We start from the raw sequence: 23160 nt of genomic DNA, 5'->3' as shown, positions 1-23160 counted from the left end.
GTTGCCTCGCCTTAGCTCAAAGAGAACGATTCTCTAAGGTGCTGAAGCACCAAGTGAATCGGTTCCGTACTATTTGTACTGTCTGCGGCTTCGTCGCCTTGTCCTGATTTAAATTTAATCCACTATAATTATATAATTTCAATGCAAAATGATATTTTTTGAACAAGCGTGCCGCAAAGCCGGAAAAAATGTTCAAGCCGCATCGGCGGCAGACGGGATAAAAAATGACGTTTGACGAATGGTTGGGCTTGTCAAAACTGCCTAAAAATGAAGCAAGAATGCTGCTGCAATATGTTTCGGAATATACGCGCGTGCAGTTGTTGACGCGGGGCGGGGACGAAATGCCCGACAGCGTCCGTCAGCATGCGGACAGGCTGGCGCAACGCCGTCTGAACGGCGAGCCGGTTGCCTATATTTTAGGTGTGCGCGAATTTTATGGCAGACGCTTTACAGTCAATCCGAGCGTGTTGATTCCGCGCCCCGAAACCGAGCATCTGGTCGAAGCCGTATTGGCACACCTGCCCGAAAACGGGCGCGTGTGGGATTTGGGGACGGGCAGCGGCGCGGTTGCCGTAACCGTCGCACTCGAACGCCCGGATGCCTTCGTCCGCGCATCCGACATCAGTCTGAGCGCACTCGAAACCGCCAGGAAGAACGCGGTAGATTTGGGTGCGGCGGTCGAGTTTGCACACGGTTCCTGGTTCGACACCGATATGCCGTCTGAAAGGCAATGGGATGTCATCGTTTCCAACCCGCCTTATATCGAAAACGGCGACATTCATCTTTCTCAAGGGGATTTGCGGTTTGAGCCGAAAAACGCGCTGACCGATTTTTCAGACGGCATGAGCTGCATCAGGGCATTGGCGGAGGGTGCACCCAAGTATCTGGCAGACGGAGGGTTTCTGCTGTTGGAACACGGATTCAATCAGGGCGGTGCGGTGCGCGGCGTGTTGGCTGCCCATGGTTTTACGGAAGTGAAAACCTTGACCGACCTGGCCGGTTTGGACAGGGTTACGCTGGGGAAGTATATGAAGCATTTGAAATAATTGTTTGCAAAATTGGCGGATTTTCCGTTATTGGGTTATGATGTGTTTTGATATGTAAATTTTATTTTAATTTTTGGAGAAAAAAATAAGGAGGAACGAAGATGAATGCAGTCGTAATCGCCGTAATCGTCATGTTGGTGCTGTCGCTGTCGCGCGTGCATGTGGTATTGAGTTTGACGGTCGGTGCATTTGTCGGCGGCGTGGTGGCAGGTATGCCGCTGCAAAATATAACTGATGCGGCCGGACAGGTCAGTCAGGCGGGGATTATCCCCGTATTTAACAAAGGCTTGGAAGGCGGTGCGAAAATTGCGCTCTCTTATGCCATGCTCGGTGCGTTTGCCATGGCAATCACTCATTCGGGACTGCCCCAACAGCTTGCGGGTGCGATTATCCGCAAATTGAACCGGAGCAGTATGCCCGACAGCGTACGTTCGGGAGAAGGCGCGGTCAAATGGCTGCTGCTTTCTATTATTTTGGTGATGGGCATCATGAGCCAGAACGTCGTGCCTATCCATATTGCCTTTATTCCGATGATTGTTCCCCCGCTGCTTTTGGTGTTCAACCGCCTGAAGGTCGACCGCCGACTGGTTGCGTGCGTCATCACTTTCGGGCTGGTTACGACCTATATGTTCCTGCCTTACGGTTTCGGCGCGATTTTCTTAAATGAAATTCTGTTGGGCAACATCCATTCCGCCGCGCCGGAACTCGACGTTAAAAACATCAACGTGATGGCGGCAATGGCGATTCCTGCATTGGGTATGGTAACCGGACTCCTGCTGGCGTTTGTGCATTATCGCAAGCCCCGCCTGTATCAAAGCAATGATACCGATGCGGCAGGCAATGCCGATGCGGCAAACCAACCTCAGGCTTCTTCATACCGCAGCCTGGTTGCGGCCATCGCCATTGCCGTATGTTTTGCCATCCAGCTGATGTACGAAGATTCGCTGGTGTTGGGGGCGATGCTCGGTTTCGCCGTATTTATGATGTTGGGCGTAATCAACCGCAACAAGGCCAGCGACGTCTTTGGGGAAGGCATCAAGATGATGGCCATGGTCGGTTTTATCATGATTGCGGCACAGGGTTTTGCCGCCGTTATGAGTGCAACCGGACACATCCAGCCGCTGGTCGAAAGCAGCATGGCGATGTTCGGCGGCAACAAAGGCATGGCGGCATTGGCCATGCTGCTGGTGGGGCTTTTGGTAACCATGGGTATCGGTTCGTCCTTTTCCACTTTGCCCATTATTGCCGCGATTTATGTACCGTTGTGCATCAGTCTGGGCTTTTCGCCGCTTGCCACAGTCTCTATTGTCGGTACGGCGGGTGCGTTGGGCGATGCCGGTTCGCCCGCGTCCGATTCTACGCTGGGCCCGACCATGGGCTTGAACGTTGACGGACAACACGATCATATGCGGGATTCCGTCATCCCGACCTTTATCCACTACAACATCCCGCTGATGATTGCCGGTTGGATTGCCGCGATGGTGCTGTAAATGGATGGGCTTGAAGGGCTGGAGTGCCGTATTGTCGAATTGGAAATCCAATCCGCGCTTCAGGAAGACGTAATCGTCGGCCTGAACGCGATGGTGGCGGAATTGCGGCAGACGTTGGATTTGCAGCAGGCTCAGTTGAGGCTGTTGTACGGCAAGCTGCAAGACAAAAATTCCGACGCGCAAGAGCCGTATTCCCTGCGGGACGAAATCCCGCCGCATTATTGATGCGCCGTCGGCATCCGGATTCCCCCTAAAAGCTGTGTTTGAATATTCCGCCGATGCAAACTTAAGATATATAGTGGATTAACAAAAATCAGGACAAGGCGACGAAGCCGCAGACAGTACAAATAGTACGGAACCGATTCACTTGGTGCTTGAGCACCTTAGAGAATCGTTCTCTTTGAGCTAAGGCGAGGCAACGCTGTACTGGTTTTTGTTAATCCACTATAACTTTAATCAGTCGGACAAAATGCTTTTTATCCGATGGGAGCGTTTCCACCCGAACGGAAATAAGCGGCCTTCCCCCTACAAACAGACGAAATCAACTGGGTATTCAAACACAGCCTAAAAAAAGCCGTCCGAACCTAAAAGGAACAGACGGCCAAACACATTACGGGGAAAATATCTTACTCAATGAATCTGCGAATCAGATATTGCTAAAACAATTGCAATTATAAGGTAAGTTTATTTTTTTTTTTTTTTTTTTTTGCAAAGAAATGTAAATTTTCAGGTTGTGTTTTTGCAATCTGTGGATTTCGCCCGCCCGTCAGGGAAAAGGCGATTATTTTTTTGCTTAGGCAAACAATTATCCTGTTGAGTATATTGAAGATAAGTATGCTTATCGACACTATGTCAAAACACCGCCGATTTTTAAAACCGTTCCGCCGAATCCGTTTTTATGCCGTCTGAAACGGCGGCAGGGTTTACCGTGCCGCGCCACAAACCGGGCATTCAGGGTTGCGCGGCAGGTCGAAATATTGCCAGCCCCCTTCCAAAGCACGGTAAACCGCCAGCCTGCCGTGCGACGGTTCGCCTGTATCCAGCAGGATTTTCAGTGCCTCCGCTGCCTGCGTGCAGCCGATGATGCCGACCAGCGGCGAGAATACGCCGAAAAGGGAACAGATGCCGTCTGAAGCCGATCCGCCGTCGAACAGGCAGGCGTAACACGGCGAGTCGGGCAAGTCGGGACGGTACACGGCAAGCTGCCCTTCAAAGCGCACCGCTGCTCCTGAAACCAGCGGTGTTTTCGTTTGTACGCAGGCACGGTTGACGGCTTGTCGCGTGGCGTAGTTGTCGCAGCAGTCTAAAACGATATCGGTGGTTTGAACCAAATCGGTCAGGCGGCGGCCGTCGAGTTTTTCGTTGACGGTGCGGACATCGACGGTATGGTTGATATGGCGCAGACGGTCTGCCAAGGCTTCGGTTTTGAGTTTGCCGACGTCGCCCTCGTTAAATGCGACCTGACGTTGCAGGTTGTGCAGTTCGACCGTGTCGAAATCGGCTATGGTCAGCGTGCCGACACCCGAAGCGGCAAGGTAGGGCAGTGCGGCGGCACCCAAACCGCCGCATCCGACGACCAAAATATGCGCGTCGGAAAGCTTTTGCTGCCCTTCGATGCCGATTTCGTCCAGAAGGATGTGGCGGCTGTACCGCAGCAGGAATGCATCGTCGTTGTCGTGTTCGGTCGTGGTCATGATGATGTTCGGAAAAAAACAGTTGCGGGTGATTGTAACGCTGCCGTTGGGCGGCGTTCAACCTCAGACGGCATTTTGGGAAACGGGCGGTTAAAGTGTGAACGTTTTGGCACGGATGCGGCATTTGAGGTACATTTACAATATTTACGGCAAACGAGAGAGGAAAATCATGCAACTGCATATCCTGAACAATCCGAAGGATGCGGCATTGGCGGCAGACGCGGAATTTTTAAAACAGTCGTTGTTCAACCTTCTTCACGAGGAAGCCTCGCCGTTGGTGGTGGAAACGGTCAAGCTGCTGTCCACGTCGGACGATAGCGCGGCACTGATTGAGAAGATTTTGCCGCAACTGGACGAACAGCAAACCCACGACCTGACGCTTGCCTGCGGACTGTTCGCACAAATTTTGAACATTGCCGAAGATGTGCATCACGAACGCCGCCGTCAGGTTTATGAAGATGCGGGCAGCAGTGGTGCGGAAGGCAGCCTGGCGGAAACGGTACGCAAGCTCAGAGCCGGAAAAATCAACGGCAAAACGGTGCAGCAGCAGCTCGACAATACGGCCGTTACCGCCGTCTTGACCGCGCATCCGACCGAAGTGCAACGCCAAACCGTTTTGAGCTTCAACCGCCGTATCCGCGCCCTGTTGCCCCGTCGGGAACGCTGCGCCAACGCCGATGCGTTGACCGCGCTGCGCCGTGAAATCGACACTATCCTGCTGGGCTTGTGGCAGACCAGCGAAACGCGCCACCACAAACTCAGCGTCAACGACGAAATCAACAACGGTGTGTCCATCTTCCCGATGAGCTTTTTCGAAGCCCTGCCCAAGCTCTACCGCAATATGGAACGCGACTTTCAGACGGCATATCCCGATGTGGACGTTCCCGATATCCTGAAAATCGGCGGCTGGATTGGCGGCGACCGCGACGGCAACCCGTTCGTCTCTGCCGAAACCCTACGCTTTGCCTTCCGCCGTCATGCCGATGCCGTGTTCCGTTTTTACCGCAGCGAACTCGACAAACTTTACCGCGAGTTGCCGCTCTCCATCCGTCGCGTCAAAGTCAACGGCGATGTGATGGCGTTATCCGACGAATCTCCCGATGAAGAAATCGCCCGTACCGAAGAACCCTACCGCCGCGCCATTGCCTACATCATGGCGCGCGCCTTGGGCAAAGCACGCGCGCTTGGTTTGGGCATGGGCTGCAAATTCGGCTTTCTCGAGCCTTATGCTTCGGCACAAGAATTTCTCGATGATTTGAAAAAATTGCAACGTTCCCTTATCGACAACGGCAGCCGCCTGCTTGCCGAAGGCCGTTTGGCAGACCTCATCCGTTCCGTGTCCGTGTTCGGCTTCCACATGATGCCGCTCGACCTGCGCCAACACGCAGGCAAACACGCCGATGTGGTTGCCGAGCTTTTCCAACACGCAGGCTTGGAAGACTACAACAGCCTGAACGAAGAGCAAAAACAAGCCGTCCTGTTGCGCGAGTTGAGTCATCAACGTCCGCTGTACAGCCCGTTCATTACATACAGCGACCATACCAGCCACGAACTGGCAATTTTCAACGAAGCGCGCAAAATCAAAGACGAATTCGGCGAAGATGCCGTTACGCAAAGCATTATTTCCAACTGCGAACAACCCAGCGACTTGCTCGCCGTGGCATTGCTGCTGAAAGAAAGCGGCCTGTTGGCGGTGGAAAACGGCAAACCGCACAGCCGCATCAATATTGTGCCTCTGTTTGAAACCATCGAAGCGTTGGAAAACGCCTGTCCGGTCATGGAAACCATGTTCCGCCTCGACTGGTACGATGCCCTGCTCGAAAGCCGCGGCAATATCCAAGAAATCATGCTGGGCTATTCCGACTCCAACAAGGACGGCGGCTACGTTACCAGCTCATGGTGCCTCTATCAGGCGGAATTGGGCTTGGTCGAACTCTTCAAAAAATACGATGTCCGCATGCGCTTGTTCCACGGACGCGGCGGCAGCGTAGGTCGCGGCGGCGGCCCGTCTTACCAAGCCATTCTCGCCCAACCGGCAGGCAGCGTGGCCGGACAAATCCGCATCACCGAGCAAGGCGAAGTCATCACCGCCAAATACGCCGACCCCAGCAATGCTGTGCGCAACTTGGAAACCTTGGTTGCCGCCACTTTGGAAGCCAGTATCCTGCCGGATAAAAAAGACCCTGATGCCAAACTGATGCAGGATTTGTCGGACGTATCGTTCAAATACTACCGCGAACTGATTACCCACCCCGACTTCATCGACTACTTCCTGCAAACCAGCCCGATTCAGGAAATTGCCACCCTCAACCTCGGCAGCCGTCCCGCCAGCCGTAAAACCTTGGCGCGGATTCAGGACTTGCGCGCAATTCCGTGGGTATTCTCATGGATGCAAAACCGCCTCATGCTGCCGGCTTGGTACGGTTTCGGCAGCGCAGTGGAAACTTTGTGCGAAGGCAAACCCGAAACCCTCGCCGCCCTGCGTGAACACGCTCAAAACAACCCGTTCTTCCAAGCCATGCTCTCCAATATGGAACAAGTGATGGCGAAAACCGACATCACCTTGGCGGAAAACTACGCCGGCTTGAGCGAATCACCCGAAAAAGCCGCCGTCATCTTCGGTATGATTAAGGAAGAATACCAACGCAGCCGCAAAGCCCTGCTCGACCTGCTGCAAACCGAAGAGCTCCTGCGCGACAACCGCAGCCTCGCCCGTTCGCTTGCCTTGAGGATTCCATATTTGAACGCCCTCAACGGCCTGCAAGTCGCTATGCTCAAACGCCTGCGCAAAGAGCCCGACAATCCGCACGCGCTGCTGATGGTCCACCTGACCATCAACGGCGTGGCACAAGGTTTGCGCAATACCGGCTGACGATGCCGCATCGGGGCAAAATGCCGTCTGAACGCCTTTCAGACGGCATTTCCCTGACCGCACTTGCAGAGAAACACCGATTGTTTTAAAGTGAACGGCAGTGATATGTTGAAAGACGACCAATGAAAATTACCGTTATCGGCGCAGGTTCGTGGGGTACGGCGCTCGCCCTGCATTTTTCCCAACACGGCAACCGCGTATCCCTATGGACGCGCAACGCAGATCAAGTCCGCCAAATGAAGGAAGAACGTGAAAACAAGCACGGGCTGCCCGGTTTCCCCTTTCCTAAAACGCTGGAAGTATGTATGGATTTGGCAGACGCGCTCAAAGACAGCGGGCTGGTGTTGATTGTTACTTCTGTCGCAGGTTTGAGAAGCAGCGCGGAACTGTTGAAGCAATATAATGCAGGACATCTTCCGATTCTAGCCGCCTGCAAAGGCTTCGAGCAGGATACCGGACTGCTGACCTTCCAAGTATTGAAAGAAGTATTGCCCGACAATAAAAAAATTGGCGTACTCTCCGGCCCGAGTTTTGCACAGGAACTGGCCAAACAACTGCCCTGTGCCGTCGTCCTCGCTTCCGAAAACCAAGAATGGGTCGAGGAACTTGTCCCACAACTCAACACTTCGGTCATGCGGCTTTACGGCAGTACCGACGTTATCGGCGTGGCGGTTGGCGGCGCGGTAAAAAATGTTATGGCAATCGCTACCGGATTGTCCGACGGTCTAGAGTACGGGCTTAACGCCCGCGCCGCACTGGTTACACGCGGGCTGGCCGAAATCACCCGCCTTGCCTCCGCAATGGGCGCACAGCCCAAAACCATGATGGGGCTGGCCGGTATCGGCGATCTCATCTTGACCTGTACCGGCGCACTNTCACGCAACCGCCGAGTCGGATTGGGTTTGGCAGAAGGCAAGGAACTGCATCAGGTGCTTGTCGAAATCGGGCACGTTTCAGAAGGGGTCAGCACCATAGAAGAAGTCTTCAATACTGCCTGCAAATACCAAATCGATATGCCGATTACCCAAACCTTGCTGCAACTCATCCGCAAAGAAATGACCCCTCAGCAGGTCGTCGAAAGGCTGATGGAACGCAGCGCGCGTTTCGAATAAACAACAAACAGATGCCGTCTGAAGCCTTCAGACGGCATACGGACAGGTAAGGTTATGAAACAAAATATCGAAAAACTCGAAAGCAGCGTTTATACGATGGTACAAAAATTCGAAACCCTCATCAGCGAAAACCGCGGCCTCAAAGAAACCGTCGCCGAACTCAAACGGGCGCACGAGCGACAGGAATACGAACACAAAACCGCCGTTGACGAACTCAGCGAAGCCCTGCTCATTCAAGTCAGCAAACTCAAGGAAGACTTGCAAAACAAGATTGACAGCCTGATGGAAGAAAATTCACGATATCGCACCCTACTCGAACAGAGCAGGGCAAGAATCGAAGCACTGATTGCACAGCTTCCACAAAATCAGGAAACGCAGTGATAAGGAGTAGAGGATGAATACCGAACAAGTCCACATCGAAGTCATGCACGCCCAATTGACCGTCAACACGCCGGCAGAAGAAAAAGACACACTTTTACAGGCAGTCGAAATGCTCAACAGAAAAGCCGAGGCAATCAGAGAAGGCGGACGAGTTGCCGACAGCGAGAAAATCGTCATTATGGCCGCACTCAATGTCGTTCATGACCTGTTGAAAATTTCCCTTAACGGCGATTTGGCAATCGGCGATTTTGCGCGTAAAATAACCGACATGGACAACGCCTGCCAAAAAGCACTATCCCGCTTGGGGCAGGAATAACAGTTTTTCCCTGCGGTGTCAGCGAAGGCATATATTCCTTTGAACCAATAAGTTCGCTTAAGGTTGTCGGGAGCTGTAGTGGGCGCGAGCGTCCTTTTGCGGACGCACCCGAAACTACCCGAGGCAGCCGCCTTGTCAGCAAGGTTCAAGCGGATTCGGCCGAAACGGCTCTCGCGGGGATTCCCATATAAGGCCGCATCGCAAGATGCGGCCTTTCCTTTGGAATAAAACGCCTAGAGAAATGCAAACTGTCCGCAACCGATGGTGCAATGAGAAAACCTCGTCGTAACGCAGTAATGCGATTGACAAAATGCGCCGTCATCTTTAAAATTTACAACTTTCTATATCTATCTGGATTTCCACTATGAAAACCTTTTCAGCGAAACCCCACGAGGTGAAGCGCGAATGGTTCGTCATCGATGCTCAAGACAAAGTCTTGGGTCGCGTTGCAGCCGAAGTCGCTAGCCGTTTGCGTGGCAAACACAAACCTGAATACACCCCCCACGTCGATACCGGCGATTACATCATTGTTATCAATGCGGACAAACTGCGTGTAACCGGTGCTAAATTCGAAGATAAAAAATACTTCCGCCACTCCGGTTTCCCAGGCGGTATCTACGAACGCACCTTCCGCGAAATGCAAGAGCAATTCCCGGGCCGCGCTTTGGAACAAGCCGTAAAAGGCATGTTGCCCAAAGGTCCCTTGGGTTACGCTATGATTAAAAAACTGAAAGTGTACGCTGGTGCAGAACATGCCCATGCCGCACAACAACCCAAAGTTTTGGAATTGAAATAAGGACGCGACATGAACGGTAAATACTACTACGGCACAGGCCGCCGCAAAAGTTCAGTGGCTCGTGTATTCCTGACTAAAGGTACAGGTCAAATCATCGTAAACGGCCGCCCCGTTGACGAATTCTTCGCACGCGAAACCAGCCGAATGGTTGTTCGCCAACCCTTGGTTCTGACTGAAAACACAGAATCGTTCGACATCAAAGTCAATGTTGTCGGCGGTGGTGAAACCGGTCAATCCGGTGCTATCCGCCACGGCATTACCCGTGCCCTGATCGATTTTGATGCTGCGTTGAAACCAGCCTTGTCTCAAGCCGGTTTCGTTACTCGTGATGCACGCGAAGTTGAACGTAAAAAACCGGGTCTGCGCAAAGCACGCCGTGCAAAACAATTCTCCAAACGTTAATGTTGGAAATTCAAAAAACCCTGCTTATCGCAGGGTTTTTTATTTGTAGCAGACGGTTTCCCATTGGCAATTTAAAGATTGCAAATTGGGCAAAAATCAAAAACAGTACATGAAAAAATAGAAAAACCGCCCGAGTATGGTTTGAACAAGGGAAATCAGACCGGTCCTAACTCACTTAATCCGGGCAAGTCCGCGAAGCCGCGTTCACGTATGATTTGGCAAAAGTTGTTCAGATAACTTTTATCTGTGTCTTCAGTGCGGATGGCGGCATACAGTTTGCTTTGCAATCCGTCGTCGGTAATCTGCCGGTGAACGACATAGCCTTTTTCAAGGTAGGGCATGACTGTCCAATAGGGAAGGGCGGCGATTCCCCTCCGGCTGGCAACCAGTTGGATAATGGCAATGGTCAGTTCGCTGTGTCGGCGCGGTGGGTTGATGTTTTTCGGAATCAAGATTTTTTTGGGCAAATCCAGCATTTCATCGGGAACGGGATAGGTAATCAGGGTTTCCCCGATAAAGTCTTCCGCCGTCCAAACGTTTTTGGCGGCAAGCGGATGGTCCGGTGCGCAAATGCCGACCATTTCGTAGGCAAACAGTGGTTGGAAAGAAATACCGTTTTGTTTTTCGGCTTCGGAGACAATGGCGAGGTCGGCGCGGTGTTGCAGCAGCAGTCCGATAGGGTCTGCTTGGAATCCTGATACGATATCCAATTCGATTTGGGGCCATATCGGGCGGAATTCACCCATCGCGGGCATGAGCCAGTCGAAACAGGTATGGCATTCGACGGCAATCCGCAATTCTCCTGCCTCTCCTTCTATAATATGCGCCAAATCACGTTCTGCATCGGTAACTTGCGGCAACAGGTCGTGAGCGAGGCGTAACAGCCTTTCTCCAACCGGGGTAAAGCGCAAAGGTGTGGATTTTCGTTCGAACAACGGTGCGCCGTAGTGGTTTTCAAGCATACGGATTTGGTGGGAAAGTGCAGATTGGGTAAGGAAAACCCGTTTGGCGGCAAGGGAGACGCTGCCGGTTTCTTCAAGTGCCAGCAGGGTCTTGAGGTGGCGCAGTTCGATGATGGAATCCATGAGGTTTCAGACGGCATATTGAACAGGCGCATATTAAAATAATTCATATGCGGGTGCAAATCGGAAAAATGTGAATTCCAGACATTTTGCGATTAGAATGCTCGCTTGTTTAAAGCGATTAGGAAAAAAGATGGTATTGCGCAGGGATTTTCTGACTTGGTGTAATGAAACATTGCAGACAGCATTGTTTAAAGATTATGCCCCCAACGGTTTGCAGATTGAAGGGAAAGAGTATATCGGTAAGATTGCCACATCGGTAACTGCAAGCAAAGCGGCAATTGATTTTGCTGCGGAACAGAAGGCAGATTTGCTTTTGGTTCATCACGGCATGTTTTGGAAAAACGAGTTGCCGACCATTACCGGTTGGAAAAAAGAACGGATTGCTGCGTTATTGGACAATGATATCAATATGGCGGCTTACCATTTACCGCTGGATGCGCATCCTGAATTAGGAAATAACGCCCAACTCGCTGAAAAACTCGGTTTTACAGTCGAAAGGCGTTTTGGCGAACAAAACCTGCTTAACTCAGGAAGCCTGAAACAAGTCAAGACACTTGGTGCATTGGCTGTCCATATTGAAGCAGTTTTGCAGAGGAAGCCGGTCGTTATCGGCGATTTGAACCGTGAAATCAGAAAGGTTGCATGGTGCAGCGGGGGGGCGCAGGGGTTTTTTCAGACGGCAATAGACGAAGGTGTCGATTTATATTTGACGGGGGAAATCTCTGAAGCCCAATACCATCTTGCCAATGAAACGGGTACGGCTTTTGTTTCTGCAGGGCATCATGCGACGGAACGTTACGGCGTACAGGCATTGGCGGAGGCGGCGGTAGGAGTGTTCGGATTGGAAGTGTGTCATTTTGATGAAGGCAATCCGGCTTGATTATTGAGAAATATCATAAAACTTTACCTTATTTTAAATAATGCTTTGAGTATCACTGCAAAATGGGTAAAATTGCAATGTTTAATGGCTCGGTATTCCCAAAATATTAGGACGACTGAATAATGGATAATCAAGAAATCAATAACGGCCGCCGCCGTTTCCTGACACTTGCGACCTGCGGCGCAGGCGGAGTGGCAGCATTGGGTGTGGCAACGCCGTTTGTGGCCAGTTTTTTCCCTTCGGAAAAAGCTAAGGCTGCCGGTGCTGCCGTCGAAGTGGATGTCAGCAAAATCGAAGCAGGTCAGATGTTGACTGCTGAGTGGCAAGGCAAACCGATTTGGGTGGTCAACCGTACGGATCAACAGCTTAAAGACCTGAAAAGCCTGAACGGCGAACTTACTGATCCCAATTCCGATGTGGAACAACAGCCGGAATACGCTAAAAACGAGACACGTTCGATTAAACCGAACATTCTCGTTGCCATCGGTATCTGTACCCATTTGGGCTGTTCTCCGACCTACCGTCCCGACATTGCACCTGCCGATTTGGGTGCGGGCTGGAAGGGCGGCTTTTTCTGCCCCTGCCACGGTTCGAAATTCGACATTGCAGGCAGGGTGTATAAAGGTGTTCCTGCGCCGACCAACTTGGTCGTACCGCCTTACAAATATCTGAGCGATACTACCATCTTGGTGGGTGAAGACTGAGAATAAGGAACGATAATTATGGCAAACCAAACCAATAGCAAAGCAAAAGCATTGTTAGGCTGGATGGACGCTCGTTTCCCCCTGTCTAAGATGTGGAATGAGCATTTGGCTCAATACTACGCACCAAAGAACTTCAACTTCTGGTATTACTTCGGCTCTTTAGCCTTGCTTGTCCTTGTGATTCAAATCGTCAGCGGTATTTTCCTGACTATGAACTACAAACCGGACGGCAACCTTAACGCCTACCATCTGCCTGCTGCCTTTACTGCAGTAGAGTACATCATGCGCGACGTGTCCGGCGGTTGGATTATCCGCTACATGCACTCCACCGGCGCATCTTTCTTCTTTATCGTCGTTTATCTGCACATGTTCCGTGGTTTGATTTACGGTTCGTACAAAAAACCCCGTGAATTGGTGTGGATTTTCGGTTCTTTGATTTTCTTGGCATTGATGGCGGAAGCCTTTATGGGCTACCTGTTGCCTTGGGGTCAAATGTCCTTCTGGGGTGCGCAGGTAATTATTAACCTGTTCTCCGCCATCCCTGTTATCGGTCCTGATTTGTCCACTTGGATCCGCGGCGACTTCAACGTTTCCGATGTTACCCTGAACCGCTTCTTGGCCCTGCACGTTATCGCAGTACCGCTGGTATTGCTCGGCTTGGTTGTGGCGCACATCATCGCACTGCACGAAGTGGGTTCTAACAACCCTGACGGCGTTGAAATCAAGAAAAACAAAGACGAAAACGGTATTCCACGCGATGGTATCCCATTCCATCCTTACTACACCGTTAAAGACATCTTGGGTGTTGTTGTATTCCTGATTGTCTTCTGTTCCGTGTTGTTCTTTGCACCAGAAGGCGGCGGCTACTTCTTGGAAGCGCCAAACTTCGATGCAGCAAATGCGCTGAAAACACCTCCGCATATTGCGCCGGTATGGTACTTCACTCCGTTCTACGCCATTTTGCGTGCGATTCCCTCGTTCTTGGGAACACAGGTATGGGGTGTAATCGGTATGGGTGCGGCAGTTGTACTGATTGCCCTGTTGCCTTGGCTGGATAAAGGTGAGGTTAAATCCGTCCGCTATCGTGGCCCGATCTTTAAAACCGCATTGGTTCTGTTCATCATTGCCTTTATCGGTTTGGGTATTTTGGGTGCGATGGTGGCAACCGATACGCGTACTTTGGTTGCGCGCATCCTGTCCTTCGTTTATTTTGCATTCTTCTTGGGTATGCCGTTCTATACCAAACTGGATACCAACAAACCGGTTCCCGAACGTGTAACCATGAGCACCGCCAAACAGAAAATCATGTTTTTTGTTTATGTAGGCATTACGGCGGTTTGTGCATATCTGTTTGCAACCAACATCTGATGAGGGCAGTTAAAATGAAACAAGTTATGAAAAACTGGTTTGCTGCCTTACTGTTGGCAGTACCCATGAGTGCGGCATTTGCTTCGGGCGGTCATGCACACTATGAGAAAGTCGATATCGATTTGCGCGACCAAGTAAGCTTGCAGCGCGGCGCACAAATCTTTACCAACTACTGTCTGTCATGTCACTCGGCAAGCGGTATGCGTTTCAACCGTTTGAAAGACATCGGTTTGACTGACGAAGAAATCAAGAAAAACCTGATGTTTACCACCGATAATGTCGGCGATGTGATGCATGCTGCAATGGATCCTAAAGATGCGGCAAAATGGTTTGGTGCTGCTCCGCCCGATTTGACGTTGATTGCGCGTTCCAAAGGTGCAGACTACCTTTACGCCTATATGCGCGGATTCTATAAGGATCCTACGCGTCCGAGCGGCTGGAACAATACCGTATTTGATAAAGTCGGTATGCCTCACCCGCTGTGGGAACAACAAGGTGTTCAAGCCGTTGAGTTGGATGCCAAAGGTCAGCCGGTTATGGTAAAAGACGAACACGGCGAGATGAAGCCTAAGCTGTATTGGGAATCTACCGGTCTGCACAGCCGCCGTCTGCCGAACGGCAAAGTGATCCAAAAAGAGTACGACGCATATGTACGCGATTTGGTGAACTATCTTGTGTACATGGGCGAGCCTGCACAACTGCAACGCAAACGTATAGGCTATATCGTGATGATTTTCCTATTTGCGGTTATGCTGCCTTTGGCGTATTTCCTGAAAAAAGAATATTGGAAAGACGTACACTAAGCGTTTGGAACAAAGGGGCAAATCCTTTAGGGTTTGCCCTTTTTGCATGCTTCGGCCCTTTTGGAAAATCAGCACCCGTATGCCGTCTGAACATAGCTGCAACATTTCAGACGGCATCATTCTAAAAATGTCAGACATCGGGAACTTAATCAGGGTTTGTGGCAGATTGATATTGAATTAGGAAAAGGTCTGAAACCGCAAGCAGCATGGTAAGGCGATGTCGAACAGGTTTAAAGCCAATCCGCTATATTTTTTGGAGCTATGTCGAACAAACAGGTAGAATCGGAATAAACGGCGGTTTTGTCCGGTGTGAAAATGTTTGAATATTAGGATGATTTATGGAACTGATGACTGTGTTGCTATTGCTGGCGGCTTTGCTGTCAGGCGTGTTGTTTACATGGTTGCTGATGAAGAGCCGGTTTCAAGGTGTATTAGCCGTATTGAACGCGCAATTGGCGGAAAAGGCGGCAAGATGTGATTTTGTTGAACAGGCACACGCAGAAATTGCATCGGAATTGGCCGTTTTGGATGGGAAATACGAGCATTTGCAAGACGAAAATTATGCTTTGGGCAATCGTTTTTCCGCAGCCGAAAAGCAGATTGCTTATTTGCAGGAAAAAGAAGCGGAGTCGGCACGTCTGAAGCAGTCGTATATCGAGTTGCAGGAAAAGGCGCAGGGTTTGGCGGNTGAAAACGAACGTTTGGCAACCCAGCTCGGACAGGAACGGAAGGCGTTTGCCGACCAATATGCGCTGGAACGCCAAATCCGCCAAAGAGTCGAAACCGATTTGGAAGAAAGCCGCCAAACTCTCCGCGACGTGCAAAACGACCTTTCCGATGTGGGCAACCGTTTTGCCGCAGCCGAAAAACAGATTGCCCATTTGCAGGAAAAAGAGGCAGAAGCGGAGCGGTTGAGGCAGTCGCATATCGATTTGCAGGAAAAGGCACAGGGTTTGGCGGTTGAAAACGAACGTTTGGCAACGCAAATCGAACAGGAACGCCTTGCTTCTGAAGAGAAGCTGTCCTTACTGGGCGAGGCGCGCAAAAGCTTGAGCGATCAGTTTCAAAATCTTGCCAACACGATTTTGGAAGAAAAAAGTCGCCGTTTTACCGAGCAGAACCGAGAGCAGCTCCATCAGGTTTTGAACCCGTTGAACGAACGCATCCACGGTTTCGGCGAGTTGGTCAAGCAAACCTATGATAAAGAATCGCGCGAGCGGCTGACGTTGGAAAACGAATTGAAACGGCTTCAGGGGCTGAACGCGCAGCTGCACAGCGAGGCAAAGGCCCTGACCAATGCGCTGACCGGTACGCAGAATAAGGTTCAGGGCAATTGGGGCGAGATGATTCTGGAAACGGTTTTAGAAAATTCCGGCCTCCAGAAGGGACGGGAATATACGGTTCAGGCAGTATCTGTCCGTAAGGAGGAAGACGGCAGCACGCGCCGCCTGCAGCCGGATGTCTTGGTCAACCTGCCGGACAACAAACAGATTGTGATTGATTCCAAGGTCTCGCTGACGGCTTATGTGCGCTACACGCAGGCTTCAGATGCGGATACGGCGGCACGCGAGTTGGCGGCACACGTTGCCAGCATCCGTGCGCACATGAAAGGCTTGTCGCTGAAGGATTACACCGATTTGGAAGGTGTGAACACATTGGATTTCGTCTTTATGTTTATCCCTGTCGAACCGGCCTACCTGTTGGCGTTGCAGCATGACGCGGGATTGTTCCAAGAGTGTTTCGACAAACGGATTATGCTGGTCGGCCCCAGTACGCTGCTGGCGACTTTGCGGACGGTGGCGAATATTTGGCGCAACGAGCAGCAAAATCAAAACGCACTGGCGATTGCGGACGAAGGCGGCAAGCTATATGACAAGTTTGTCGGTTTCGCCCAAACGCTCGAAAGCGTCGGTAAAAGCATCGATCAGGCGCAAAGCAGCTTTCAGACGGCATTCAAGCAACTTGCCGAGGGGCGCGGGAATCTGGTCGGCCGCGCCGAGAAACTGCGTCTGTTGGGTGTGAAGGCAAACAAGCAGCTTGCACGCGATTTGACCGAACGTGCCAATGAAACAACGGCGTTGTCGGAATCTTTGGAATATGCGGCAGAAGATGAAGCAGTCTGACTTGTGCGGAAAAATATTGTTTCAGTAGGGGCGGGAATGCCGAAAGCGCGGCGTAACTGTACCGGTTCTGATTCGGGGTTTGTTTGAAGTACTTACCAAAGCCTTGTCCGGCGAGGTACACCGGCAAGGTGGCGGTTGTCTGAGCCTTTTGTGTTTCAGACGGCATCAGTGCAGATGATGCCGTCTGAAGACCGTAGGGAAGGCGGTTAGAAAAACGGATTGTGCCGCTTTTCGTGTCCGATGGAAGTCATACGCCCGTGTCCGGCGACAACTTGCACGGTTTCGGGGAGGGCGAATAATTTGTTGCGGATATTATTGATTAAGTCGGCGTGGTTGCCGCGCGGAAAATCGGTTCTGCCTATGGTTTCGTAAAACAGCACGTCGCCCGCAATCAGTAATTCCGCTTCGGCACAATAAAAGACGATATGTCCTGGCGTATGGCCCGGAATATGCAGCACTTGAAAGGCATAGCGTCCGACCGTGAGCGTTTCGCCTTCTTCGAGCCAACGGTTCGGCGCAAAGGCGGGCGAGACGGGAAATCCGTATTGCGCGGTGGTTTGCGGCAGCGATTGGAGCAGGAATTCATCTTCGCGGTGCGGGCCGAGGATGGGGACTTTATGCGTTTTCAACATTTCGACCACGCCGCCCGCGTGATCGAGATGGCCGTGCGTCAGCCAGATTGCCGTGAGCGTGAGTTTGCGGTTTGCCAACGCTTGCAGCAGGAACGGCACGTCGCCGCCGACATCGGTCAGGACGGCTTCGCCGCTTTCGTCGTCCCAAATCAGGGTGCAGTTTTGGCGGAAGGGGGTAACGGAGAGGATTTCGTAACGTAGGGCCATGGCGTGTTCCTAAACGGTTTTTCAGACGGCATCGGGTTTGCCGTTTGTTTTATGGCGGTTTGCCGCCTGTTTTGATATTGGGGGAATCAGGTGACTAAGAAGATAATCGGCGGCATCATACCGATTTTTACGGCGGTTTTCATCCCTGCATCGGCAGGCGCGGCGGATTTGATGCTGGCGCAGGAATACAAAGGGCAGGACATTGCCGGCTGGGCGATGAGCGAGAAACTCGACGGCGTGCGCGCGTATTGGGACGGTAAACATTTAGTCAGCCGGCAAGGATATGTATTTACACCGCCCAAAGGTTTTACCGCGCAGTTTCCGCCCTATCCTTTGGACGGCGAATTGTATAGCGGACGCGGTCAGTTTGAGCAGATTTCCGCCGCCGTGCGTTCGTCTTCCGGCGATTGGCGCGGTATCCGCCTGCACGTTTTCGATGTACCCAAGGCGCAGGGCAACCTCTACCAACGTTTGGCAGTCGCAACGCAATGGCTGAAAACGCATCCGAACGCGCAGATTACCATCATCCCGCAAATCAAAGTGCGCGACCGGCAGCACGCGATGGATTTTTTGAAACAAATTGAAGCGCAGGGTGGCGAAGGCGTGATGCTGCGCCAGCCCGAATCCCGTTACAGCGGTGGCAGGAGCAGCCAATTATTGAAGCTGAAAAGCCAATACGACGATGAATGCACGGTAACGCGGCACTATGAGGGCAAAGGGCGAAACGCCGGACGGCTGGGCGCGGTCGGCTGCAAAAACCGACACGGCGAATTCCGCATCGGCAGCGGTTTCAAAGACAAAGACCGCGACAATCCGCCCAAAATCGGCACGCTGATTACCTACCGCTACCGTGGCTTTACGCAGAAAGGTACGCCGAAATTTGCCACATTTGTGCGCGTACGTACCGACCGCTGAGCAGGACGGTTCGGACGGCAGCCGATACTTTGGTTTATAATTTTCCTTTTACCGACCGATTCCGACATATGACCAATTTAGAAACCAAACGCCTTGAAACACAGGCGATGCTTGAAAACGCCGAACTTTTGTTCGACCAAGGGCAATGCCGCGCCGCGCTGCAAAAAGTAGCGGATGAGATTACGCGCGATTTGGGCGGCAAATATCCGCTGCTGCTGCCCGTGATGGGCGGGGCGGTGGTGTTTACGGGGCAGTTGTTGCCGCTGTTGCGCTTTCCCTTAGATTTTGATTATGTTCATGTTTCCCGTTACGGCGATAAGCTGGAGGGCGGCGTGTTCAACTGGGAACGTATGCCCGATGCGGAACAAATCCGAGGCAGACATGTGGTCGTGTTGGACGATATTCTAGACGAAGGGCATACGATGTCCGCCATTCAAGCCAAACTTTTGGAAATGGGTGCGGCAAGCTGCCGTTCGGCGGTGTTCGCCAACAAGCTGATCGACAAACCCAAGCCTATCCGAGCCGATTATGTCGGACTGGATGTGCCGAACCGTTATGTTTTCGGTTACGGCATGGATGCGGCAGGCTGCTGGCGCAATCTGGGCGAGATTTACGCACTGAACGGCAAATAGGCAGGCATGCCGTCTGAATGTTTTTCAGACGGCATAACGTTTATACGGCAGGTTGGCAGAAGAATTATAAACAGGACGNATATACACCATGATAGGGCTTTTAATCATCACACACGAAACCATAGGCGAAGCCTACCGCAAGCTGGCGCATCATTTTTTTCCGGGCGGGCTGCCTGAACACGTCCGCATACTCGGCGTGCAGCCGACGGAAGGCCAAGACGACATCATCAACAACGCCATTGCCGCGCTTCAGGAATTTCCCGACAACGACGGCGTGCTGATTATGACCGATATTTTCGGTGCGACCCCCTGCAATGCAGCCCGCCGCCTTGTACGTGAAAACAAATCGGCCATTCTGACCGGCCTGAATGCGCCGATGATGATTAAGGCCGTCCAATATTCGCCGACGGCGGAAGACCTTGCCGCCTTCACCGAGAGTGTCAGGGAGGCCGCCGTCAGGGGAATTTTCGCCATCATGTCCGCACCGGACGATTTGGTGTGCCGGAAAAACCATGATGCCGCCTGAAGGAGCGGTAGGACAAGAAAACATTTTAAACGGCGTCTGCTGCCGATATACATAAAACGGGAATCGAAATGCTCAAACAATCCATCGAAATCATCAACAAACTCGGACTTCACGCCCGCGCGTCCAGCAAATTCACCCAAACCGCGTCTCAGTTTCAAAGCGAAGTCTGGGTAACGAAAAACGGCAGCCGCGTCAACGGCAAAAGCATCATGGGCTTAATGATGCTCGCCGCCGCCAAAGGTACCGTCATCGAGCTGGAAACCGACGGCTTGGACGAAGCCGCCGCCATGAAGGCATTGACCGACTTAATCAACGACTACTTCGGCGAGGGCGAATAATGAGTATCGTGCTGCACGGTGTCGCCGCGGGCAAAGGCATCGCCATCGGACAAGCCCACCTGATTACGCGCGGCACGGCTGAAGTGCCGCAATACGACGTTTCAGACGAGCTCATCGACACCGAAGCCGCCCGTTTCGATGCCGCCATCAAAGCCACGCGCAAAGAGTTGGAACAGCTGCGCAGCGCGATTCCCGAAAACGCTCCGACCGAATTGGGCGCGTTTATTTCGCTGCACCTGATGCTGCTGACCGATGTAACCTTGTCGCGCGAACCCGTCGATATTTTAAAAGAACAAAAAATCAACGCCGAATGGGCATTGAAGCAACAGAGCGACAAACTTGCCGCTCAGTTTGACGGCATAGGCGATGCCTATTTGCGCGAACGCAAGCAGGATATGCTGCAAGTCGTCCAGCGCATCCACAACAACCTGGTTGGGCAGGGCAACGATTTAAATGTTGCCGATAACCTGTTTGACGAAACCGTGCTGATTGCGCACGACCTTTCGCCTGCCGATACGGTTTTGTTCAGAGAGCAGCGGATTGCCGCTTTTGTAACCGATGTCGGCGGTCCGACCAGTCATACGGCGATTTTGGGCAGGAGCTTGGACATCCCGTCCGTCGTCGGGCTGCACAACGCGCGCAAACTGATTACCGAAGGCGAAACGGTCATCGTGGACGGCATCAACGGCGTGTTGATTATTTCGCCGGATGAGTCGGTGTTGAACGAATACCGTCGCCGTGCCCGCGAATACCGCAGCCACAAACGCGAGTTGAACAAGCTCAAAAAGACCGCCGCTGCTACCGCCGACGGGGTCTGTATCGAGCTTTTGGGCAATATAGAATCAGCCGAAGATGTCAAATTACTGCACAACCTCGGCGCAGACGGCATCGGGCTGTTCCGCAGCGAGTTTCTTTACCTGAACCGCGATACGATGCCGTCTGAAGACGAGCAGTACGAAGTGTACAGCGCGATTGTCAAAAAAATGAAAGGCAAAAGCGTTACCATCCGAATCGTTGATTTAGGCGTGGATAAAAACCCCCGCTGGTTCGGTCAAAACGCCACCCCCAACGGCAGCCTCAACCCCGCACTGGGCATGACCGGCATCCGCCTGTGCCTTGCCGAACCGGTCATGTTCCGCACCCAGATGCGCGCCATCCTCCGTGCCGCCGTCCACGGCTCCGTGCGCATGATGTGGCCGATGATTACCTCCTTGTCTGAAGTGCGCCAATGCCTGATTCATTTGGATACCGCCCAGCGGCAGCTTACTGAGCGCGGTGAAGCCTTCGGCGATGTCGGTGTCGGCTGCATGATTGAAATCCCCTCGGCCGCGTTGACCGTCGGCAGCATTTTAAAACTGGTCGATTTTATTTCCATCGGTACCAACGACCTGATTCAATATATCTTGTCCGTCGACCGCAGCGACGACAGCGTCAGCCACCTCTACCAGCCCGGACATCCTTCCGTGTTGAAAATGCTGCAACACGTCATCCGTACCGCCAACCGTATGGAAAAAGACGTGTCCGTGTGCGGCGAAATGGCGGGCGACACGGCGTTTACCCGCGTTTTATTGGGTATGGGGCTGCGCCGTTTTTCGATGAATCCCAACAACATCCTGCCCGTCAAAAACATCATCCTGAACAGCAATATCGCACAGCTCGAAAACGATATTGCCAAAATCGTCCGCTGCGAGGACGAGGAAAAGGCGGAAAAGCTGATCAAACAGATGAACAGCGCGCCGGCAGGAGAGGAAGCCGAAGCCAAAGTGCGGAAATAAATATTGTTGACAATGGAAAAAGATTGCAGTCAAATAACGCCCTTAGAAAAAATATAGCTGCTTTGGTAAAAAAATGCCGTCTGAAAGGTTTTTCAGACGGCATTTTGTTTTTAAGGAAGCATCAACGGAAACGGACGATTTCCCTGTCTTCGATATGGATGCGTACCGTATCGTTTCCCGATATTTCACCGGCGTGCGGCATATCGAGGTTCAGCCACAGGATGCCGTGTTCCGGATGGAGGACGGACAGGCTGAACGATTCGGGCAAACAGGTACGGGATAATACGCGGCACTCCATGCCGTCTTGGTCGAAACGCACCGCATGTTGCGGAATATGGCGGTCATCGTCGGTATTGGGCAGCCCCATCAGTCGGGCGACCTGCACGCAGGACGGTGTTTTGACCAATGTTTCGGGCGTGCCGTATTGTAGAATTCTCCCTTCATGCATCACGGCGATTTCGTCTGCCGTCGTACAGGCTTCTTCGGGCGAATGGGTAACCAAAACGGCAGGGATGCCGCCGTTTCGGATGCGTTCGGCAGTCATACGGCGCAGCGTGCCGCGCAAATGCGTGTCCAAACTGGAAAACGATTCGTCCAGCAACAGCAGGGAAGGGCGGACAACCAAAGCGCGCGCCAGTGCCAACCGTTGCTTCTCGCCTCCGGAAAGTTTTTCAGGCTTGCGGTGCGCCTCGTTTTCCAGTCCGACTTCGGCAAGTGCCGCCATGGCAAGGCGTTCGGCGTCGGCTTTCGGCATTTTTTGCATTTTCAAACCGAATGCCGCATTTTCCAGCGCACTCATATGGGGAAACAGCGCGTAATCTTGAAACATCAGCGAAATACGGCGTTTTTCGGGCGGCATACGGGTAATGTTTTCCCCGTTCAGCCGAATTTCGCCGCCGTCCGGACGGACAATCCCCGCAATCATATTCAGCAGGGTGGATTTTCCGCAGCCCGACCGCCCCAAAACGGCAAGTATTTTGCCGCGCCCGACAGTCAGGCAGATGTTGTCGGCGACGGTTTTATTGCCGAAGCGTTTGCAGAGTCCGTTCAGTTCAAGCATGGC

General features: G+C 52.3%; 23 protein-coding genes, 1 other RNA gene and 1 pseudogene. 20 read left to right on the top strand and 5 right to left on the bottom strand.

Annotation, left to right across the window (positions count from 1 at the left end):
- Positions 1–64 precede the first annotated feature (64 nt).
- Positions 65–127 (bottom strand): annotated as a pseudogene (locus tag ACRPFF_RS07110) (transposase); the annotation flags it as partial.
- 97 nt (positions 128–224) lie between these two features.
- On the opposite strand from ACRPFF_RS07110, the gene prmC reads away from it, so the two are divergent.
- From prmC to ACRPFF_RS07095, 3 genes are all read left to right on the top strand, one after another.
- Positions 225–1046 (top strand): peptide chain release factor N(5)-glutamine methyltransferase, encoded by an 822-nt coding sequence (prmC, locus tag ACRPFF_RS07105; protein WP_314169439.1) that lies wholly within the window; start codon positions 225–227, stop codon positions 1044–1046.
- 101 nt (positions 1047–1147) lie between these two features.
- Positions 1148–2536 (top strand): Na+/H+ antiporter family protein, encoded by a 1389-nt coding sequence (locus tag ACRPFF_RS07100; protein ID WP_432674219.1) that lies wholly within the window; start codon positions 1148–1150, stop codon positions 2534–2536.
- The gene (locus ACRPFF_RS07095) at positions 2537–2761 is read left to right on the top strand and encodes a SlyX family protein (RefSeq protein ID WP_101133707.1); all 225 of its coding nucleotides are present in this window, start codon (positions 2537–2539) and stop codon (positions 2759–2761) included. It abuts the gene before it with no gap.
- 698 nt (positions 2762–3459) lie between these two features.
- Here the strand turns inward: ACRPFF_RS07095 and ACRPFF_RS07090 are convergent.
- Entirely contained in the window at positions 3460–4230 is a 771-nt protein-coding gene (locus ACRPFF_RS07090; RefSeq protein WP_432674218.1) for a HesA/MoeB/ThiF family protein, read from the bottom strand.
- A gap of 169 nt (positions 4231–4399) precedes the next feature.
- Between ACRPFF_RS07090 and ppc the strand changes: the two genes are divergently transcribed.
- The 7 genes from ppc to rpsI all read left to right on the top strand — a co-directional run bounded on the left by ppc (position 4400) and on the right by rpsI (position 10109).
- The gene (ppc, locus tag ACRPFF_RS07085) at positions 4400–7102 is read left to right on the top strand and encodes a phosphoenolpyruvate carboxylase (protein WP_432674217.1); all 2703 of its coding nucleotides are present in this window, start codon (positions 4400–4402) and stop codon (positions 7100–7102) included.
- A gap of 122 nt (positions 7103–7224) precedes the next feature.
- Complete coding sequence (locus ACRPFF_RS07080; protein WP_432674216.1) at positions 7225–8214, top strand: NAD(P)H-dependent glycerol-3-phosphate dehydrogenase; 990 nt, start codon at positions 7225–7227, stop codon at positions 8212–8214.
- A 54-nt stretch (positions 8215–8268) separates the two neighbouring features.
- The gene (locus tag ACRPFF_RS07075; protein WP_432674215.1) at positions 8269–8595 is read left to right on the top strand and encodes a hypothetical protein; all 327 of its coding nucleotides are present in this window, start codon (positions 8269–8271) and stop codon (positions 8593–8595) included.
- Positions 8596–8608: 13 nt separating this feature from the next.
- Entirely contained in the window at positions 8609–8911 is a 303-nt protein-coding gene (locus ACRPFF_RS07070; protein ID WP_411712655.1) for a cell division protein ZapA, read from the top strand.
- 4 nt (positions 8912–8915) lie between these two features.
- A non-coding RNA gene (gene ssrS / locus ACRPFF_RS07065) (6S RNA) lies at positions 8916–9095 on the top strand.
- A gap of 180 nt (positions 9096–9275) precedes the next feature.
- Positions 9276–9707, top strand: a complete 432-nt coding sequence (gene rplM, locus ACRPFF_RS07060) for a 50S ribosomal protein L13 (RefSeq protein ID WP_002215010.1) — start codon at positions 9276–9278, stop codon at positions 9705–9707.
- Positions 9708–9716: 9 nt separating this feature from the next.
- A complete protein-coding gene (gene rpsI, locus ACRPFF_RS07055) occupies positions 9717–10109 on the top strand; it encodes a 30S ribosomal protein S9 (protein WP_003677242.1) in 393 nt (130 codons plus the stop codon).
- Between the two features lie 155 nt (positions 10110–10264).
- On the opposite strand, the gene ACRPFF_RS07050 is transcribed toward rpsI, so the two are convergent.
- Positions 10265–11194: a LysR family transcriptional regulator gene (locus ACRPFF_RS07050; RefSeq protein ID WP_432674214.1), complete on the bottom strand. Its 930-nt coding sequence runs from the start codon at positions 11192–11194 to the stop codon at positions 10265–10267.
- 130 nt (positions 11195–11324) lie between these two features.
- On the opposite strand from ACRPFF_RS07050, the gene ACRPFF_RS07045 reads away from it, so the two are divergent.
- From ACRPFF_RS07045 to rmuC, 5 genes are all read left to right on the top strand, one after another.
- Positions 11325–12074 (top strand): Nif3-like dinuclear metal center hexameric protein, encoded by a 750-nt coding sequence (locus ACRPFF_RS07045; protein ID WP_411712654.1) that lies wholly within the window; start codon positions 11325–11327, stop codon positions 12072–12074.
- Positions 12075–12196: 122 nt separating this feature from the next.
- Positions 12197–12778, top strand: coding sequence for a ubiquinol-cytochrome c reductase iron-sulfur subunit (gene petA, locus ACRPFF_RS07040; RefSeq protein WP_003752780.1), 582 nt, complete (start codon positions 12197–12199; stop codon positions 12776–12778).
- Between the two features lie 18 nt (positions 12779–12796).
- Positions 12797–14146: a cytochrome b gene (locus ACRPFF_RS07035; RefSeq protein WP_432674213.1), complete on the top strand. Its 1350-nt coding sequence runs from the start codon at positions 12797–12799 to the stop codon at positions 14144–14146.
- Between the two features lie 14 nt (positions 14147–14160).
- On the top strand, positions 14161–14949 hold the full coding sequence (locus ACRPFF_RS07030; protein ID WP_025457453.1) for a cytochrome c1: 789 nt from the start codon (positions 14161–14163) through the stop codon (positions 14947–14949).
- A 338-nt stretch (positions 14950–15287) separates the two neighbouring features.
- A complete protein-coding gene (gene rmuC, locus ACRPFF_RS07025; protein ID WP_432674212.1) occupies positions 15288–17072 on the top strand; it encodes a DNA recombination protein RmuC in 1785 nt (594 codons plus the stop codon).
- 206 nt (positions 17073–17278) lie between these two features.
- Here rmuC and ACRPFF_RS07020 read toward each other — a convergent pair whose 3' ends face one another.
- Complete coding sequence (locus ACRPFF_RS07020) at positions 17279–17911, bottom strand: MBL fold metallo-hydrolase (RefSeq protein ID WP_432674211.1); 633 nt, start codon at positions 17909–17911, stop codon at positions 17279–17281.
- 90 nt (positions 17912–18001) lie between these two features.
- Between ACRPFF_RS07020 and ACRPFF_RS07015 the strand changes: the two genes are divergently transcribed.
- The 5 genes from ACRPFF_RS07015 (at position 18002) to ptsP (ending at position 22097) form a co-directional block, all read left to right on the top strand.
- Positions 18002–18826: a DNA ligase gene (locus tag ACRPFF_RS07015; RefSeq protein WP_432674210.1), complete on the top strand. Its 825-nt coding sequence runs from the start codon at positions 18002–18004 to the stop codon at positions 18824–18826.
- Between the two features lie 68 nt (positions 18827–18894).
- A complete protein-coding gene (locus ACRPFF_RS07010; RefSeq protein ID WP_432674209.1) occupies positions 18895–19458 on the top strand; it encodes a hypoxanthine-guanine phosphoribosyltransferase in 564 nt (187 codons plus the stop codon).
- An 88-nt stretch (positions 19459–19546) separates the two neighbouring features.
- A complete protein-coding gene (locus ACRPFF_RS07005; RefSeq protein ID WP_432674208.1) occupies positions 19547–19984 on the top strand; it encodes a PTS sugar transporter subunit IIA in 438 nt (145 codons plus the stop codon).
- Between the two features lie 68 nt (positions 19985–20052).
- A complete protein-coding gene (locus tag ACRPFF_RS07000) occupies positions 20053–20322 on the top strand; it encodes an HPr family phosphocarrier protein (RefSeq protein ID WP_003677272.1) in 270 nt (89 codons plus the stop codon).
- Positions 20322–22097, top strand: a complete 1776-nt coding sequence (gene ptsP / locus ACRPFF_RS06995; RefSeq protein WP_432674207.1) for a phosphoenolpyruvate--protein phosphotransferase — start codon at positions 20322–20324, stop codon at positions 22095–22097. Before ACRPFF_RS07000 ends, ptsP begins: the two co-directional genes overlap by 1 nt.
- Before the next feature lie 121 nt (positions 22098–22218).
- Here the strand turns inward: ptsP and ACRPFF_RS06990 are convergent, their stop codons facing one another.
- Positions 22219–23157, bottom strand: a complete 939-nt coding sequence (locus ACRPFF_RS06990) for an ABC transporter ATP-binding protein (protein WP_432674206.1) — start codon at positions 23155–23157, stop codon at positions 22219–22221.
- Positions 23158–23160: the final 3 nt, after the last annotated feature.

It is taken from the genome of Neisseria sp. SLRRB23, from assembly GCF_050896295.1.
Classification (GTDB): domain Bacteria; phylum Pseudomonadota; class Gammaproteobacteria; order Burkholderiales; family Neisseriaceae; genus Neisseria.
The sequence above is the reverse complement of the archived record's forward strand: the minus strand, read 5'-3'. Positions and strand labels throughout refer to the sequence as shown.